This window comes from Allobosea sp. FW305-C-101 (genome assembly GCF_058783685.1).
Map to the genome: position 1 here is coordinate 161365 of NZ_JBYSYT010000004.1, position 15725 is coordinate 177089.

A 15725-nucleotide genomic window follows, 5' to 3' on the forward strand; every position below is an offset into this window, starting at 1 on the left:
CAGCTTCAGCGCCCGCCTCGCGGCACCGGGCCGGCTCGCCGGTCCTTGGCGGCGCCTATGCGGACGACCCTGGCCGCCATTCGACGATCAGCGGCTCGCGGAAGGCAAAGCGCACGAGGTGGCTTGCAACCACGTCCTGCAATTGAAGCAGCGCCTCGGCATCGGGCGCGTCGAGCACGAGGCGCAACACCTCGCCTTCCGCGAGGAGCCGGCAATCGCCGATCGAGAACCGGACGATCCCCGCCTTCTCGTCGAAACTGGCCTCGACCTTGTGGCCGAAATGCTTGCAGAGCTGCTGGAGATAGCGCGAGGCGTTGGCGGTCGCGACCTCCGCATGGCTGTGCTGCCGGCTCGATGTCTCAGTCATGGGATTCACCTCAGCGCAGGCTCGTCCAATAGGTGCCGTCCAGCGGCACGGGCTGGAAGCGTTGCTGCATCGTCGCCAAGAGCGCCTTCGGGTCAAGATCGGCGAAGAGCTGCGGATGCAGCCATTGCGCGAAGGCCTGCACGGCGACCACGTTGAAGGGCGAGTTGTAGAAATGGTGCCAGACGGCATGGGCGCGTCCCTGCCGGACGGGGTCGAGCCCGGCGATGCCGGTGCGCGTCAATGAGCGGGCGAGCAGTTCGCGCGCCCGCGCCGCATCGACCCCGGGGCCGAGCGCGAGCCAGGGCGCGTCGGCGGGCTGCAAGCCGTTGCCGATCGCCGTGCCGATATAGATTTCGGGCGGATTCGAGATCAGCCATTCCAGATTGACCACGCCGGCCTCGCCCGGAATGAGATCGTCGGCGATGTTGACGCCGCCGGCCGCCGTGACGAAGCGCCCCATCATGCCGCGCGTCATGGTTTCGCAGCAGCCGGTGCCGAGCCCGACCCGGCTCTCGACGAAGACGCGCGCGGGCTTGGGCTTGGCCGCGGCGAGCCGGTCCGTGACGGTGGCCAGCGCCGCCCGCCAGGCCGCGATGAATTCGGCGGCCTCGGCCTCGCGGCCGAGAAGCGCGCCGAGAAGCTCCATGGATTTCGGCGTGTTGACCAGCGGATCGCTGCGGAAATCGATGAAGACGATGGCGACGCCGGCCGCCTCCAGCGCACGGATGACCTCACCGGAGCGGGTATCCGGGCCATGGCCGTACAGGCCGAAGACCGCGACCTGCGGCGCGGCCGAGATCGCCTGCTCGATGCTGAAGGTGTCGCGCGTATTGCGCCCGATCCGCTTGACCGCGTCGAGCGCCGGGAAGCGCTCGCGATAGCGCTGGTAGCTGATCGGATCGACCGCCTCGTAATCGCCCATCATGCCGACGAGCCGCGCGACGGGATCGGCCCGGTCGAGGATGGCGAGGGCCGGCAGATGGCGCCCCTCGCCGATGATGATGCGCTCGACCTTGTCGGGCACGGCGACCGTGCGACCGGCGAGATCGACGAGCTCCCGCCCGCTCGCCAGCGACGGCAGCAGCAGGGCCAGCAGGGCGAGGATGCCGGCCAGGCGCATCAGAAGCGGGCCGAGGCGCTGAGCACGACTGCCCGGCCGGTCTGGTAGAGCGGCGTCACCGTGCCGAATTCCTGGCCGTAGGTGGCCCGGTCGGCATAGGTCTGGTCGAGCAGGTTCTTGACCTCGGCGCGGAAGGTCAGGTTCGGCATCTGCAGCGGCTTGTACTCGGCGAAGAGGTTGACGACCTCGTAGCCCTTGAGCGGCAGGTTGCCCGGAGCGACTTTCTTGTAGTCGCGCACGATCTCGACATCGGCGCCGACGGTCACGCCCCATTGCTTGAAGGTATGGGCCGCCGTCAAGGTGAAGACGTCGCCGATCGGGGTGCCGAGATAGGTGCCGGTATCGGAATCCGCGCGCTGACCGTCGATCCGGACATCGACGCTGGCATATTTGCCGCGGATATAGCCGTCCTCCCAGGCATAGCCGAGGCCGATCTCGTAACCCTGCGACTCGATCTCACGCGCCAGCGTGGCGCTGGCGACGGCGAAGCGGGCGGCGCGGGCATTCTCGAGCTCGGTGCGGAAGACCGAGCCTTCCAGGGTGAAGCCGTTCCAGCGCCCGACGAGGCCGGCGATCACGTTGTCCGAATGGACCGGCCGGACGCCGCGGCCATAGCGCCAGGCGGTGTTCATAATGAAGTTCTCGGCCAGCTGCACGCCGCCCCAGACATGGGAATAGCCGGCGCGAACGGTCAGGTGCTCGGGGATGAGGTCGAACTCGGCCGAGATGTTGCGCGACAGGCCGGAATTATCGAATTCCTGCCCGGCCGTGCCGGTGAACCATTGCCGGTCGCCACGCAGGCCGAAGGACAGGCGCATGCGCTCGAACGGCTTCAATCGCGCCTGCGCGTAGATGCCGAGATTGCTGGCCTTCTCGCTGGCGCGGAAGTTGCGGTCCTTGTAGAGCGCCTTGTCCTTGTAGAAGTCGACGCCGGCGACGACGTTGCCGAACTCGCCGAAGCCGAAGCGGTTCTCGAACTTGCCGTTGAAGCTGTCGGTGACGCCGGTGCCGGGATAGGTGACGGGCAGCGGGCTCGCGCCCACCGGCCGCTCGAAGATCGGCGTGTCCACGTCGGTGCGGCTATAGGCGATGACGGCCTTGGGGTCCCACAGGCCGATCGGCGAGGTGCGGCTATAGGTGAAGACCGTGTTCTGCCGGTCGATCTCGTAGCGGCGGACGCGCGGCTCCCAGGCCGGGCGGCCGGTGATGAAGCCGATATTGCCGCGGAAGGGCCGGATCGCGTCGTCGCGGACGCGCTCATGGCTGATCTGGAAACGGTCGCCGGTGGGGGCTTCCCAGCCGAGCTTGAAGAGCCCGCTCAGCAGGTCCGTCTTGGTGCCGAGCACCTCGCGCCCGTCGCCGGCCTTGTAGTTGTCGCCCTTGCCGATCGTGCCATAGGCCAGAAAGTCGAAGCCCTCGTAGCGGCCATAGCCGGACAGGCTGTTGGTGAAGACCGAGCCGTTGGTGTTGAACTGCGTCTTGGCGAAGGCGCCGACGCCGTTGCCACTGAGAAAGTCGCGCGCGTCCTTGGTCTCGTAGGCGATGGCACCGGCCAGTGCGCCGGGGCCGGCATCGGCCGGGGCCACGCCGGCATCGATCCGCGCCGCCTTGAGGAAGGAGGGATCGATCAGCGTCGTGCCGTTATGGTGGAAGACCTTGTTGTTCTGCCGGCTGCCGTCGATGGTGACGGCGAGATTGGTCTCCTCGACGCCGTTGACATAGACCTTCTGCGACATCAGCGTGGAGCCACCGACCTTCACGCGCGGCTCGCCGCCGAAGACATCGCGGATATCGGTCGGGTTGCGGCGCTCGAGCTCGCGCGGGCCGATCAGGATCTCGGCGACGCCGCCACGCGCCAGCGGGTTGCCCGCGACGTCGATCGTGTCGAGCGCGATGGCGCCTTCCGGAACCACTCCGCCGGCAGCACCGGCCGATCCAGCGGCGCTGACCGTCACGCTGGTCGCGCTGGTGAAGCGGAAATTGAGGCCGGTTCCGGCCAGCAGCCGGGACAGGGCCGCTTCCGACGACAGGGCACCATTGACCGCGGCGGAGCGCTTGCCGGCGGTAGCGGAGGCCGGGGCGACGACCGCGACGCCGGTCTGGCGCGAGAAGGCGATCAATGCGGAGGATACGGGCTGGGCGGGGATGTCGAGCGTCCGGGCGGATTGCGCCATCGCCGGCATCGTAACGATTCCCGCCGCCAGAGCGGTTCCACACAGCGCCGCAGCCAGTCTCGCCTGGCGGACAAGCCGCGCTCCGACCCGAATACCCATTGTCGATCCCCAGAACATTGCGAGGGTCGAGACGATTCCGGCCCTCGCAAGGGTAAGACGCCGTTGGCGGCCGGACTCATTAGTGCACTGCGGAAAAATTTTCAGGCGGGAAGAAGCAGGGTGAGCCAGGCGAAGGGGCGGACCACGCGCAAACCCAGGCCGCCGGCGAGCATATCCAGCCCGCCTGACGGGTCGCGCGCATCGAGCACGGCCGTCACGCGGCGCTGGCCCGCTTCCCGTGACAGGATGCCGATGCGGCCGCCGCCATAGCGCTCGAGATCGGCGACAGCCTCCGCCAGCCGGACGTCATGGAAGACCAGCCGGCCCCGGCGCCAGTCACCGATCTCGCCGGGATCGAGCGGCCCCGGCGGCGAGATGGTCTCGCCCTCGTAGCCGACGCCCTGGCCCTGGCCGACGACGACGCCGGCCGCACCAGGCACCTCGACCTTGACCCGGCTTTCATCGACAGCCACCGCGACCGCCGCGCCGAGCCCGAGCTTGACGTCGAAGGCCGTGCCGAGCGCCGTCACAGTGCCGCCCCGCGCCGCCACCGAGAACGGCCGAGCCGGGTCTTTCGCGACGGTGAAGAAGGCCTGGCCGGAGACGAGCCTGATCGTCCGGCGCGAGCCGGTCAGGTCGACATCGATCGCGGAGGCCGGCGCGAGCTCGACCTGCGAACCGTCGGCGAGCGCGATGATACGGCGCTCGCCCGCCGCCGTCCGGAAATCCGCGAACCGGGCGGACTGGAGCAGAACGCTCATGATCCCCGCTGCCAGCACCAGCGACGCCGCCAGAGCCATAGCGACCTGCCGCCAGCGCCCCGGCCTTACCGGGATGGCCGCGTGAACGGGGCGCGCGGCCTCAACCGTCTTCAAGGGCCTGAGATGGTCGAGATCGGACCAGAGCATTTCGAGCTCCGTCCAGGCCCGCGCATGATCGGGGCTCGCCGTCAGCCAGGCATCGAAATCCCGACGCGCGGCGGCATCGACCTCGCCATCGCGCAGCCGCACGAACCACTGCAAGGCCTGCTCGTCCAGTGTTTCCTCAGCCTGATCTGCCATCGCCCTATCCCGAGCCGAATCCACCCTTGCGGCCGAGGGCCGCTCTGGCAACCGGACGAAGCCTTTCTCAATAGACGATCCGCGCCGCCGGATGCATTAGTCGGAACTGCGGAGCGCGGCGCGCAGGCTTCGCATGGCATTCGCGAGATGGACCATGACGGTGTTGCGGGCGATGCCGAGCCGCAGGCCGATCTCGACATAGCTCAGCCCCTCATACTTGTGCAGCAGCAGAACCTCGCGGCTGCGGGGCGGCAAATCCTCGATCGCCCGGCGCAAGCGCCTGTCACGCTCGCTTGCAAGCAGCTGCCCTTCGAGGGAGGCCGTGTCGTCGCTCACCGCCGGAGCCTCGGGCGGCAAGGGCTCGAACAGGGCGGTATGGCGCTGCTGGCGGCGCCAGTGATCGACCGCCATCGTGTCGGCCGAGCGGCGCAGATAGGCGCCGGGATCGCGCAATTCGGCGGGCGGCGACCGGAGCAGGCGCAGGAAAATGTCCTGCACCGCGTCGTAAGCCTGCTGCGCATCGAGCCCGCGCCGGATCAGCCGTAGCTGCAGATTGTGCTGCTCGGCGGCATAGATCGCAGCGATTCCGGCTGTCTTGTCGCTCATACCCGCGCGGCTCGTGGCTGTAACCGCGCTTATGCTGGCAAGAGTAACAGAATAACAAGCAAAAATGCTGCAAGATCAATAGATTAGATCGATCCTAATTTAAGACTGAGAACCTTCGGGGCTTCATACACCACCGCGACTACTCGCCGTGATCGTGAGCGTCGGCATGGCCGCGGCGCCAATAGGCGGCGACGAGATGCCGGTCTTTCGGCAGCTTCCATGCGCTGCGCAGATGCTTGCGGATCGCCCGTGCCGCGGTCTGCTCGCAACCGACGAAGACGAAGGGGTTGCCACCCTCCGGCGGGGTGACGTCCATGACGGCCCGCGGCAGAAGCTCGGTGGTCCCGGCCGGCGCATCGCCGCGATGGAGCCAGGTGACGTCGAGCGCGGCGTGCGAGGACAACTCCTGCTGCTCGGCGCGATCGGCGACCTCGATGACTATGCTGGCGCGGGCCGTGGCGGGCAATTCGGCAGTGATCCGGGCGATCGCAGGCAATGCGGTTTCGTCGCCGCAGAGCAGATACCAGTCGGCCGCAACGACATCGCCGCCGCCCGGCCCGAGCAGGCCGACGCGATCGCCGGGCATCGCATTGCGAGCCCAGGTCGATCCGGGCGAGGAATCATGCAGCACCACGTCGATGGCGAGTTCCTGACGCTGATGGTCGATGGAGCGGATCGTGTAGATGCGCCTGATCAGCTCGTCCTCGCCCGATGGCCAGATCACGCGATTGTCCGGCCCGACGCCCGGCCAGATAGGCTCGCGCCCCGACGGCGGAATCAGCACGCTGACATGCAGGCCGCCGCTCTCGAAATGGTCGGTGTCCTCGCAAACCAGGATGACGCGCCGCATCGCCGGTGTGATGTCATAGGCATCGCGCACCACCGCCTCGCGAAAGTACGGAATCCGCGGCTGCTCGGGCAGGCTGCCGCGCCAACCCACTTGGAGCGTCTCGCCCTCGGCGAATTCATGGAGGTGCTCGGCGACCGAGGAGGTGACGACGAAGAGATAGGTCTCGTTCGGGCTCAACACGGCGATGTCGAGGGCACCGTCGGCGGCGCAGAGCTCCACGGCGCCGAACCGACCTTCGAGGCGGACACCGCTGTCGCGACGCGTCACCGTGCCGTGCTCGACGAAATGCGCGCAGAGCCGTTCCAGCATCGCGGCCGGATCAGACATCGCAACGCGCGCATCGGCACGCAGCTCGGGCTCAGCCATGGCGGCTGCCTCCACGGTTCAAGAGCCAGATCAGGTAAGGCCCGCCGATCAGCGCGGCGAAGAGCCCGACCGGGACCTGATAGGGAAAGACGACGAGCCGGGCGAGCCAATCGGCGAGGATCATCACGCCGCAGCCGATCAGCATGGCGGCGAGCAACTGGTCGCGGCTGCGGGCGAAGCCGGCGAGGCGGGCGAGATGCGGCGCGATCAGCCCGATCAGGCTGAGCGGACCAACAAGCAGAGAGGCCACGGCCGTCGCAAGCGCGGCCATGGCAGCCAAGCAGAGACGGCTGCGCTCGACCGACAGACCGAGGCTGCGGCTCGTCGCCTCGCCGAGCGGCAACAGGTCGAGCCAGCGGATCGCGAGCAGGAGCGGCAGGATCAGGGCGATGCAGGCGATCAGGCCGGTCCAGGCCTCGAACGGGCCGGCGCGATTGGTCGAGCCGGAGAGCCAGACCAGCAGCATGTAGGCGCGCAGGTCGCCCTGGGCCATCGCCGTCGAGACCACGGCCATGCAGAGCGCGCCCATGGCGATGCCGGCGAGCAGCAGGCGTTGCGGGCCGATGCCGGGGCGCGCGGCGAAGAGCAGCATGACGACGAGCACCGTAAGCGAGCCACCGGCGATACCGGCGAGCATCGCGAAGGGATTGGCCGGCATCAGGGTGAGCGCGAGCAGCAATCCGACACCGCCGGCGGCGCTGACGCCGAGCACCTCGGGGCCGGCGAGTGGGTTCGCGGTCAGGCGCTGCATCAGGCAGCCGGCCGCGCCGAGGAGCGCGCCGGCTGCGCCCGCAGCAGCAAGGCGAGGCCCACGAAACGGCAGCAGGTCCCAGAACAGCGTACCTGTCGCCCAGCCCCAGCCCTGGGGTCCACGTCCGAGCACGAGGCCAAGCGTTGCCACCATCGCAATCAGGACGGCGAGCGGAACGAGGGAGTGAAGCGATCGCGCCTGCCGATCCGATCGCCACGGGACATCACTGGCCTGTGGCGGCTGGGTGGGCGGGACCCGCCGCATCAGCCAGAGCAGGAGCGGCCCACCGAACAGGGCCGTCGCCGCGCCCGTCGGCGCGAAGTCGTTGAAGCCCGAGCCGAGGAGCTGCACAGCGCTATCGGTGATCGAGAGCAGCAAGGCGCCGAGCGCCGGTGCCGCCAGCAGCATCTGGCGCGGGGTGCGGGCGCCGAGCTCACGCGCGAGCGCCGGAGCGGCAAGGCCGACGAAACCGAGCACCCCGACCTCTGCGGTGACGCTCGCCGCCAGCCAAATCGCGATGCCGAGCACGGCGAGGCGCGCCGCGTGCAAGGTCAACCCCAAGCCGCGCGCGACGTCCTCGTCGAGGCCGAGAAGGGCGAGCGGGCGCAACAGCAGCGCCGCGGCGACGGCGCTCAGGGCCAGGCGCGGTGCCAGCGCGAGGACGGCGTCCCAGCTCTGCTGGTTCAGCGATCCGGCGCCCCAGATGAAGAGCGACAGCACATATTCGCCCTTGGCGAGAATGACCGTCGCGCTCGCGGCCGCCGCGACGAGCGAGACGACCATGCCGGACAGGACCACGGTCATCGGATCGAGCCCGCGCCGCCAGCTCAGGCCGAGCACGAGCGCGACCGCTGCAAGAGCGCCGGCCAGCGCCACGCCCTCCCGCGAGAAGGCGATCAGGACCGGCGCATAGGCCGAGGCGATGGTGAGCGCGAGCTGCGCGCCCGAGGCGATGCCGAGCGTTGAGGCATCGGCGATCGGATTGCGCAGCACGCGCTGCAGCAGCATGCCCGCGAGCCCGAGCGCCGCGCCTGATATCAGCGCGGTCACAGCCCGCGGCATCAGGCTGTGCCAGAGCAGGATGCTGTCGAGCGTTCGCGCCAGCTCCGGCGAAGCCGGCAGGGATGGTCGCGTCGCAACCACCGCCGCGAGCAATACGGCTGCCGTCAGTGCAGCGAGAGCCCAGATGCCGGGTCGCCCGCCCAACTGGCGGCGCATGGGAGCGGCAGCCTCAGCCACGCGCCGTCTCCGCCGCGATCAGGGCCTCGGTCAGGAGCCGCGCGAAACGCCGCGCCGCCGGCAGGCCGCCATAGGGATTGATCGAGCCAATCTTCAGGAGCCGGCCTTCGCGCAGATTGGGCAGCGCATTCCAGAAGGCGCTACGGGCGAGGGTCTCCATGGCACCGGGCGCTACCGGCGGGATCAGGGCGATATGGGCTTCCGGCACGCGGGCCAGCGCTTCCAGCCCGATCGGCGCCATCGCGGAATAGCTGGTGTGGTCCGCCCAGGCATTGGCGAGCCCGAGCCGTTTCAGCACCTCGCCGAACATACTGTCGTCGCCAAAGACACGGAAATGCCTGGCGTCGCCGAGATTGACCGGGATGACCGAGCGCGTCGCCAGCGGCTTCAGCCTGTCGCGCAGGCCGGCGAACTCAGCCTCGGTCTTGGCAATGTAGCGTTCGGCAACCGCAACGACGCCGAGGCGCTCGCCGATGGCCCGCGTCATCGCGACCGCCGGCTCATAGGGCGGACGGCCCGGCGCGTAGACCGAGAAGCTTTCGACCGGCGCGATCCGGCGCAGGCGCGGCTCGGAGCCGATATAGAAGCTCGATGACAGGATCAGGTCCGGCCGCGACAGCAGAAGCAGCTCGAAATTGACCGTGCCGCGCAGGCCGAGATCGGCGACAGTTTCGGGCACCGCAGGCTCGACGGCGATCTCGCGGAACTGGCGCAATTCCGGAGCGGCGACGGGCGGAAGGCCGAGCGCGAGCAGGGTCTCCAGCACCGACCAGTCGACGGTCGCGACGCGCATCCCAGCCGCGCGGGCCGACCGTGATGCTCCCGCTGCCGCGATCAGCGCCAGCGCGGCGCGGCGCGTCGGATATGCCGTGAAACCGGTCATGCGTGCGGAACTACCACAACGGAAAGCCGCAGCGCAGGGCTGCGGCCTCCAATGCGTCGCCAGCGAGCCTCACCAGCGATAGTTCGCGGAGACGGTGACGGTGCGGGCATCGCCATAGCTGCAGCTCGAAAAGTCCTGGCAGCTCTTCACGTAGGCCTTGTCGAAGAGGTTGGTGACGTTGACCGCCAGACCCCAGTTGCCGAGCTTGTAGCGGATCGCGGCATCGACCAGCGTCGCGCCGGGCACCTTCAGGGTGTTGGCATTGTCGGCCCAGGACTTGCCGACATAGCGGACGCCCGCGCCGAGGCTCAGCCCCTTGAACGCGCCTTCGGTGAAGGTGTAGTCGGCCCAGCCCGATGCGGTGATCTCCGGCACGATGAAGGGCGTCTTGCCGACCAGCGACGGATCGGTGTGCTTGCTGATCTCCAGGTTGAACGCCGTCAGCGAGGCCAGCACCTTCAGGTTCTCGGTGAGATTGGCCTTCGCCTCGAACTCGACGCCGCTCGACGTCACCTGCCCGAGCTGCTGCTGGGCGAAGGCGTTGAAGAAGGTCGGCGCGGGAACGAGGACGTTGTCCTTGACGATGTGGAAGACCGAGGCGGTGAAGAGCGCATCGGCGAAGGTCGGCTTGTACTTGAGGCCGGCCTCGACCTGCCAGCCCTTCTCGGGCTTGAAGGGCAGGAAGACGCCGGGCGTTCCGGTCGAGGTACCGTCGAAGACCGGGTTGAAGAAGGACGCGACGCTGGCATAGGGCGTCATGCCGTTCGCGAACTCGTAGGCGAGGCCGGCGCGCCCGCTGAAGGCGCCCTCCCGGTCGTCATAGCTCGGCGAGAAGGCGAGCGTGGCCGGGCTGACCGACTTCTTCTCGGCATAGTCGTAGCGCCCGTTGAAGGTCGCCAGCCAGCCGCCGCCGAAGCGAATCTGGTCCTGCAGGTAGACGCCGACCTGATGGTGCTTCAGCTTCTGGTCGAGATAAACGAAGCTCGCCCCCTGCGGCGCGCCATAGACCGGGTTGGTGACGCTGATCGTCGTCGCGCCGCCCGACGCCTGGACATGGTCGATCTCGAAATACTTGTAATCGAGGCCAACCATCCAGGAATGCTGCAGCGGCCCGGTATCGAACTTGCCTTCGAGGCGGTTGTCGATGGTGAAGGTGTTGACCTTCGTGTTTTCCTGGAAGCCGATGCGATAGAGCCGGTAGTCCGGCGCCAGCGGCTGGAAGCGGTTGCCGAAGGGCGCGTCGGGTCCGGCATAGCCATAGCCGTAGGGGCCGAGCTGGGAGCCGCGCATCTGGCCGTAGCGCGCGTTCTGCGAGAAGGTCATGCCGCCGAAATCATGCTGGAACTCGTAGCCTAGCATCGACGTGACGCGCTTCTGGCTGTCGATCGACGGCTCGCCGAAGAAGGCGTCGCGCCGGATCTTGCCGAAGGGCGCGTTCACCACCGTGCCGACATAAGGCAGGAAGCCGCCGCCGGAATGGACCTGGTCGAGATAACTGTAGGCGCCATAAGCGGTGATGCGGGTGGCGCCGTTCGGCTGGTAGGTGATCTGCGGCATGATCGTGCCGCGGAAATCCTTGGAATAGTCGGTGTACTGGTCGCCGCCCGAGAGCTTGCCGGTGAGGCGCGTGCTCCAGACGCCCTGCTTGTCGCTCATGCCGACATCGATGCCGAGATAGGCGTTGCCGAAATTATTGATGCCGGTCTCGACATAGCCGAAATTCTTGCCGTTCGGCCGCTTGCTGACGAGGCTGACGATGCCGCCGGGATTGGAGCCGCCATAGAGTACGGAAGCCGGCCCCTTGAGCACCTCGACCCGCTCCAGCATGAACGGGTCGATCTGGAAACCGCCGAAGCCATAGGAATAGAGCTGCAGGCCGTCGAGATAGACGCCGGTCTGGGTAGCCTGGAAACCGCGCACGAAGAACCAGTCCGTGTCGGGATCGGAGCCGAAGGGCTGCGCCTGGACGCCGGCGGTGTAGCGCAGCGCCTCGTCGACCTTCAGGGCCTTGCGGTCGTCGAGCTCGTCGCGGCCGATGACCGAGACGGATTGCGGGATTGCGGTGATCGGCGTGTTGCTCTTCGAGCCGGTGGCCGAGCGCGTCGCGACGTAGCCGGTGACGGGCCCCGCCGCCTTTTCGCCCTGGCCTTCGACGGTGATCGTATCGAGCTGGACAGTCGGGCCGGGCGCGGTCTGCGCGAAGGCGATCGCTCCGTATAGCATCGCACCCAAAGAAACAGTCGAACGAAGAACAAAGTTCTTATTCATGTCTCGCTTATAGCACATGGCCAGACCAAGCCCCAATATTGTGTGCCTTATGAGAATTGCTCAAACTTAGAACCATTCAAAATATGGGCACTGCTTTGCATGGCGACGTATCACTGCTAAGTAATAGGGGATTGATCGTTCCTGTCATGCATTGAACGTTCCTGGGCAGGCAGGCACAATTGCGTTCTTTGCGTTGCATTTTGAACACGCGCATCGGCGCGATGATCCGGCCGCAGGAGGGTCAGGATGGGTTTCCAGCCAGGCATGCGATCCGTCCGCGAAGGCATCAGCGTGATCGGCTCGCTCAAATGCCGCAGCTGGAACGGCGTCATCGCGGATCTCTGGCAGGCCGAGTGCCAGGCCGGGGCCACGGGCGAGTACGTCTCGGACCATCCGCGGCTGTTCATCGTGCTCGACAAGGTCGGCGGCAGTTTCGAGACGCGGCTCGACCCGTCTGAACCGGGTGTCTCGCCCCGAGGTGGTGCGCATTCGATCAGCTTCATGCCGGCCGGCGTGCCCGTCTGGGGCCGCACGCAGCAGCGCATGCGCATCCGCCATCTCGATCTGCATTTCGATCCGGCCAGCGTCAGCGAGCGCCTCGGCGAAGCCCTGTCGCCTGAACTGCTGCGCCAGCCGCGCATCATGTTCTCGAACGAGCGCATCCAGACGCTGGCCCGGCTCATCGCCGGCGAATGCGCCGAGCCCGATGCCCGGCACGACCTCTATGGCGACGGGCTCGTCATGGCCGTGCTGATCGACCTGTTCGGCGTCAGGCGCGAGGCGCCGCGCCGCCGGACGCCATTGACCAGCCGACAGCTCAGGACTGTCACGGACTATATCGCCGAGCATGCGGCCGGCACGATCCGCCTGCAGGATCTCGCCGGGCTCGTCGGCCTGTCGCAATCCCATTTCAGCCACGCCTTCAAGGCCTCGACCGGATTGCCGCCGCATCAATGGCAGCTCAAGGCCAGGATCGAGCAGGGCCAGCGGCTGCTGGCGGCCGGCGACCGGTCGCTGACCGAGGTCGCGGTCGAGGCCGGCTTCTCGGACCAGGCGCATTTCACCCGCGTCTTCCGCCGCATGGTCGGCGAGACGCCGGCCGCCTGGCGGCGCGGCACGCTGGAAAAAGCGCTGATGTTGGATTGAAGCGCGCAAGCGCCCAAAGCTTCCAGCAGAGCCTCGATGCCTGCGCCCATCTTTCCCCGTCGACGGCTGCGGTGTAGGGCAAGGCGACTTCCAGCAGCCGAATGTCTTCCCAAGGCGAACCGGACCATGGACAACATGCTTTCCACACCCGCCCGGGCCGATGGCCTGCTGGCTGAAAGGGCCTTGTCGATGGCCGCCGGTACCCCGCTTGGCGATGGCAACCTGTTCGATCTCGACAGCGTCTCCTTCGCCGTGCCGGGCCGGGTGCTGCTGGAGCCGCTGACGCTCTCGCTCCCCACGCGACAGGTCATCGGCCTGATCGGCCATAACGGCTCTGGCAAGTCGACGCTGCTCAAGCTGCTCGCCCGCCAGCAGGCCACGACAGCCGGAACGGTCCGTTTCGAGGGCACGGCGCTCGACGGCTGGAGCAGCCGCGGCTTCGCGCGCAAGGTCGCCTATCTGCCGCAGCAGACGCCGGCCTCCTCCGGCATGCTGGTCAAGGAACTCGTCGCGCTCGGCCGCTATCCCTGGCATGGCGCGCTCGGCCGCTTTGGCACCAAGGACCGCGAAAAGGTGGCCGAAGCCATGGCGCTGACCGGCGTCGAGGCCTTTGCCGACCGGCTGGTCGATACGCTATCGGGCGGCGAGCGCCAGCGCGTCTGGATCGCAATGCTGATCGCGCAGGACGCCGAATGCCTGCTGCTGGACGAGCCGACCTCGGCGCTCGACATTGCCCACCAGATCGAGGTGCTCTCGCTGGTGCACGATCTCTCGGCGAAAAAGGGGCTCGGTGTCATCGTCGTGCTGCACGACGTGAATATGGCCGCACGGTTCTGCGACGAGATCATCGCGCTGCATTCCGGCAAGCTGATCGTCAGGGGAACGCCGGACGCGGTGATGACGCCGCAGCAGCTTGCCCGTATCTACGGCGTCGAGATGAGCGTCATCGCCCATCCGCAGACACAGCGCCCGATCGCCCTCCCTGCCTGAGAGCGATCCCGCGGAGACCGACATGGACCTGATCAAGCGGTTCACCGCCTATTACCGGCCGCATCGCGGCCTCTTCCTGCTGGATTTCTGCAGCGCGGTCGCGGCCGGCCTGCTCGAACTCGCCTTCCCCGTCGCGGTGACGCTGTTCATCGACCGGCTGCTGCCGACCGGCGAGCTCGGGATGATCGGGCTCGCGGCCGCCGGCCTCTTCGTCGCCTATCTGATCAGCGCGGGCCTGCAGGTCATCGTGACCTATTGGGGCCACATGCTCGGCATTGGCATCGAGACCGAGATGCGCGCAAAAGCCTTCGACCATCTCCAGAAGCTGTCCTTCGGCTTCTTCGACAACCAGAAGACCGGCCATCTCGTGGCGCGCCTGACCAAGGACCTCGAGGAGATCGGCGAGGTCGCCCATCACGGCCCCGAGGACCTGTTCATCGCGATCATGACGCTGATCGGCGCCTTCATGCTGATGCTCTGGGTCCATCCCCAGCTCGCGATCATCACCGCGCTGGTCGTGCCGCTCACCGCCTTCGTCACCATCCGCTACGGCAGCCGCATGACCACGAACTGGCATGCGCTCTATGGCCGGGTCGGCGATTTCAACGCCCGCATCGAGGAGAATGTCGGCGGTATCCGCGTCGTCCAGGCCTTCGCCAACGAGGACCATGAGCGCCGGCTCTTCGCCGAGAGCAACCGGCATTACCGCGACACCAAGCTCGCCGCCTACAAGCTGATGGCCGCTTCGACCTCGCTGTCCTATCTCTCGATGCGCTTCGTGCAGGTCGTCGTGATGCTGGCCGGCGGCTGGTTCGTCGTGCGCGGCGAGTTGTCGGCCGGCGGCTTCGTCGGCTTCCTGCTGCTCGTCGGTGTCTTCTTCCGCCCGGTCGACAAGATCAACGCGGTGATCGAGAGCTATCCGAAGGGCATCGCCGGCTTCCAGCGCTATCTCGCCTTCCTGGCGACGCGCCCCGATGTCGCCGACCGGCCCGGCGCCCGCGAGGTCGAGCGCCTGCGCGGCGACATCGCCTATCGCGACATGCATTTCGGCTACAGCGCGGCGCGGCCGATCTTCGACGGGCTGAACCTGGAGATCAGCGCGGGCGAGACGATCGCCTTCGTCGGCCCCTCCGGCGCCGGCAAGACCACGATCTGCTCGCTGCTGCCGCGCTTCTACGAGGTCACGGGCGGCGCGATCACCATCGACGGCATCGACATCCGCGACATGACGCTGAAATCGCTGCGCTCCAATATCGGCATCGTGCAGCAGGACGTGTTCCTCTTCGCCGGCACGATCCGCGACAACATCGCATATGGCCGCCTCGGCGCGAGCGAAGACGAGATCGTCGAGGCCGCCCGGCAGGCCCGGCTCGACGCCGTCATCGCGGCGCTGCCGGACGGGCTCGACACGGTGATCGGCGAGCGCGGCGTCAAGCTCTCGGGCGGCCAGAAGCAGCGCCTCGCCATCGCCCGCATCTTCCTGAAGAACCCACCGATCCTGATCCTCGACGAGGCGACCTCGGCGCTCGACACCGAGACCGAGAAGGCGATCCAGCTCTCGCTGGCGGAACTGTCGCGCGGGCGCACGACGCTCGTCATCGCGCACAGGCTCGCGACCATCGCCAATGCCGACCGGATCGTGGTCGTCGAGAATGGCGATGTCGTCGAGCAGGGCAGCCATGTCCAGCTGCTCGCCCGGCAGGGCGGGCGCTATCGCAGCCTCCATGCGGCGCAGTCCGGCCTGACCGGAGCGGCCTCGGGCAACGCCGTCGCCTGACCAGGCGACGGCGTCGGAATCGCTTCAG

12 protein-coding genes are annotated in these 15725 nt (G+C 67.6%); 3 read left to right on the plus strand and 9 right to left on the minus strand.

Annotated features, from left to right (window positions below):
• Positions 1-55: 55 nt before the first annotated feature.
• The 9 genes from AC3WMA_RS18325 to AC3WMA_RS18365 all read right to left on the minus strand — a co-directional run bounded on the left by AC3WMA_RS18325 (position 56) and on the right by AC3WMA_RS18365 (position 11802).
• Positions 56-367, minus strand: coding sequence for a DUF2218 domain-containing protein (locus AC3WMA_RS18325; protein WP_492286785.1), 312 nt, complete (start codon positions 365-367; stop codon positions 56-58).
• Between the two features lie 10 nt (positions 368-377).
• Positions 378-1487 carry an ABC transporter substrate-binding protein gene (locus AC3WMA_RS18330; protein ID WP_492286786.1) on the minus strand — a complete coding sequence of 370 codons (1110 nt, stop codon included), beginning with the start codon at positions 1485-1487 and terminating at the stop codon, positions 378-380.
• Complete coding sequence (locus AC3WMA_RS18335) at positions 1487-3661, minus strand: TonB-dependent receptor (protein WP_492286787.1); 2175 nt, start codon at positions 3659-3661, stop codon at positions 1487-1489. Before AC3WMA_RS18335 ends, AC3WMA_RS18330 begins: the two co-directional genes overlap by 1 nt.
• A gap of 200 nt (positions 3662-3861) precedes the next feature.
• Positions 3862-4821, minus strand: coding sequence for a FecR family protein (locus AC3WMA_RS18340; protein WP_492286788.1), 960 nt, complete (start codon positions 4819-4821; stop codon positions 3862-3864).
• A gap of 96 nt (positions 4822-4917) precedes the next feature.
• Positions 4918-5427: an RNA polymerase sigma factor gene (locus tag AC3WMA_RS18345; RefSeq protein ID WP_492286789.1), complete on the minus strand. Its 510-nt coding sequence runs from the start codon at positions 5425-5427 to the stop codon at positions 4918-4920.
• Between the two features lie 139 nt (positions 5428-5566).
• A complete protein-coding gene (locus AC3WMA_RS18350) occupies positions 5567-6643 on the minus strand; it encodes a DUF2218 domain-containing protein (RefSeq protein ID WP_492286790.1) in 1077 nt (358 codons plus the stop codon).
• Entirely contained in the window at positions 6636-8612 is a 1977-nt protein-coding gene (gene fhuB, locus AC3WMA_RS18355; RefSeq protein ID WP_492287097.1) for a Fe(3+)-hydroxamate ABC transporter permease FhuB, read from the minus strand. Before fhuB ends, AC3WMA_RS18350 begins: the two co-directional genes overlap by 8 nt.
• A 13-nt stretch (positions 8613-8625) precedes the next feature.
• Positions 8626-9516, minus strand: coding sequence for an ABC transporter substrate-binding protein (locus AC3WMA_RS18360; protein WP_492286791.1), 891 nt, complete (start codon positions 9514-9516; stop codon positions 8626-8628).
• 69 nt (positions 9517-9585) lie between these two features.
• On the minus strand, positions 9586-11802 hold the full coding sequence (locus AC3WMA_RS18365; RefSeq protein ID WP_492286792.1) for a TonB-dependent siderophore receptor: 2217 nt from the start codon (positions 11800-11802) through the stop codon (positions 9586-9588).
• Positions 11803-12030: 228 nt separating this feature from the next.
• Here AC3WMA_RS18365 and AC3WMA_RS18370 point away from each other — a divergent pair, with 228 nt between their 5' ends.
• The 3 genes from AC3WMA_RS18370 to AC3WMA_RS18380 all read left to right on the plus strand — a co-directional run bounded on the left by AC3WMA_RS18370 (position 12031) and on the right by AC3WMA_RS18380 (position 15697).
• A complete protein-coding gene (locus AC3WMA_RS18370) occupies positions 12031-12930 on the plus strand; it encodes a helix-turn-helix transcriptional regulator (protein ID WP_492286793.1) in 900 nt (299 codons plus the stop codon).
• A gap of 189 nt (positions 12931-13119) precedes the next feature.
• Positions 13120-13920: an ATP-binding cassette domain-containing protein gene (locus AC3WMA_RS18375; protein ID WP_492287098.1), complete on the plus strand. Its 801-nt coding sequence runs from the start codon at positions 13120-13122 to the stop codon at positions 13918-13920.
• 22 nt (positions 13921-13942) lie between these two features.
• Positions 13943-15697, plus strand: a complete 1755-nt coding sequence (locus AC3WMA_RS18380) for an ABC transporter ATP-binding protein (protein WP_492286794.1) — start codon at positions 13943-13945, stop codon at positions 15695-15697.
• Positions 15698-15725: the final 28 nt, after the last annotated feature.

Bases quoted from the DNA above. Each gene is read 5' to 3' on its own strand.
- AC3WMA_RS18325 (WP_492286785.1), bottom strand. From the start codon at position 367: ATGACTGAGACATCGAGCCGGCAGCACAGCCATGCGGAGGTCGCGACC.
- AC3WMA_RS18330 (WP_492286786.1), bottom strand. From the start codon at position 1,487: ATGCGCCTGGCCGGCATCCTCGCCCTGCTGGCCCTGCTGCTGCCGTCG.
- AC3WMA_RS18335 (WP_492286787.1), bottom strand. From the start codon at position 3,661: ATGGCGCAATCCGCCCGGACGCTCGACATCCCCGCCCAGCCCGTATCC.
- AC3WMA_RS18340 (WP_492286788.1), bottom strand. From the start codon at position 4,821: ATGGCAGATCAGGCTGAGGAAACACTGGACGAGCAGGCCTTGCAGTGG.
- AC3WMA_RS18345 (WP_492286789.1), bottom strand. From the start codon at position 5,427: ATGAGCGACAAGACAGCCGGAATCGCTGCGATCTATGCCGCCGAGCAG.
- AC3WMA_RS18350 (WP_492286790.1), bottom strand. From the start codon at position 6,643: ATGGCTGAGCCCGAGCTGCGTGCCGATGCGCGCGTTGCGATGTCTGAT.
- fhuB (WP_492287097.1), bottom strand. From the start codon at position 8,612: ATGCGCCGCCAGTTGGGCGGGCGACCCGGCATCTGGGCTCTCGCTGCA.
- AC3WMA_RS18360 (WP_492286791.1), bottom strand. From the start codon at position 9,516: ATGACCGGTTTCACGGCATATCCGACGCGCCGCGCCGCGCTGGCGCTG.
- AC3WMA_RS18365 (WP_492286792.1), bottom strand. From the start codon at position 11,802: ATGTGCTATAAGCGAGACATGAATAAGAACTTTGTTCTTCGTTCGACT.
- AC3WMA_RS18370 (WP_492286793.1), top strand. From the start codon at position 12,031: ATGGGTTTCCAGCCAGGCATGCGATCCGTCCGCGAAGGCATCAGCGTG.
- AC3WMA_RS18375 (WP_492287098.1), top strand. From the start codon at position 13,120: ATGGCCGCCGGTACCCCGCTTGGCGATGGCAACCTGTTCGATCTCGAC.
- AC3WMA_RS18380 (WP_492286794.1), top strand. From the start codon at position 13,943: ATGGACCTGATCAAGCGGTTCACCGCCTATTACCGGCCGCATCGCGGC.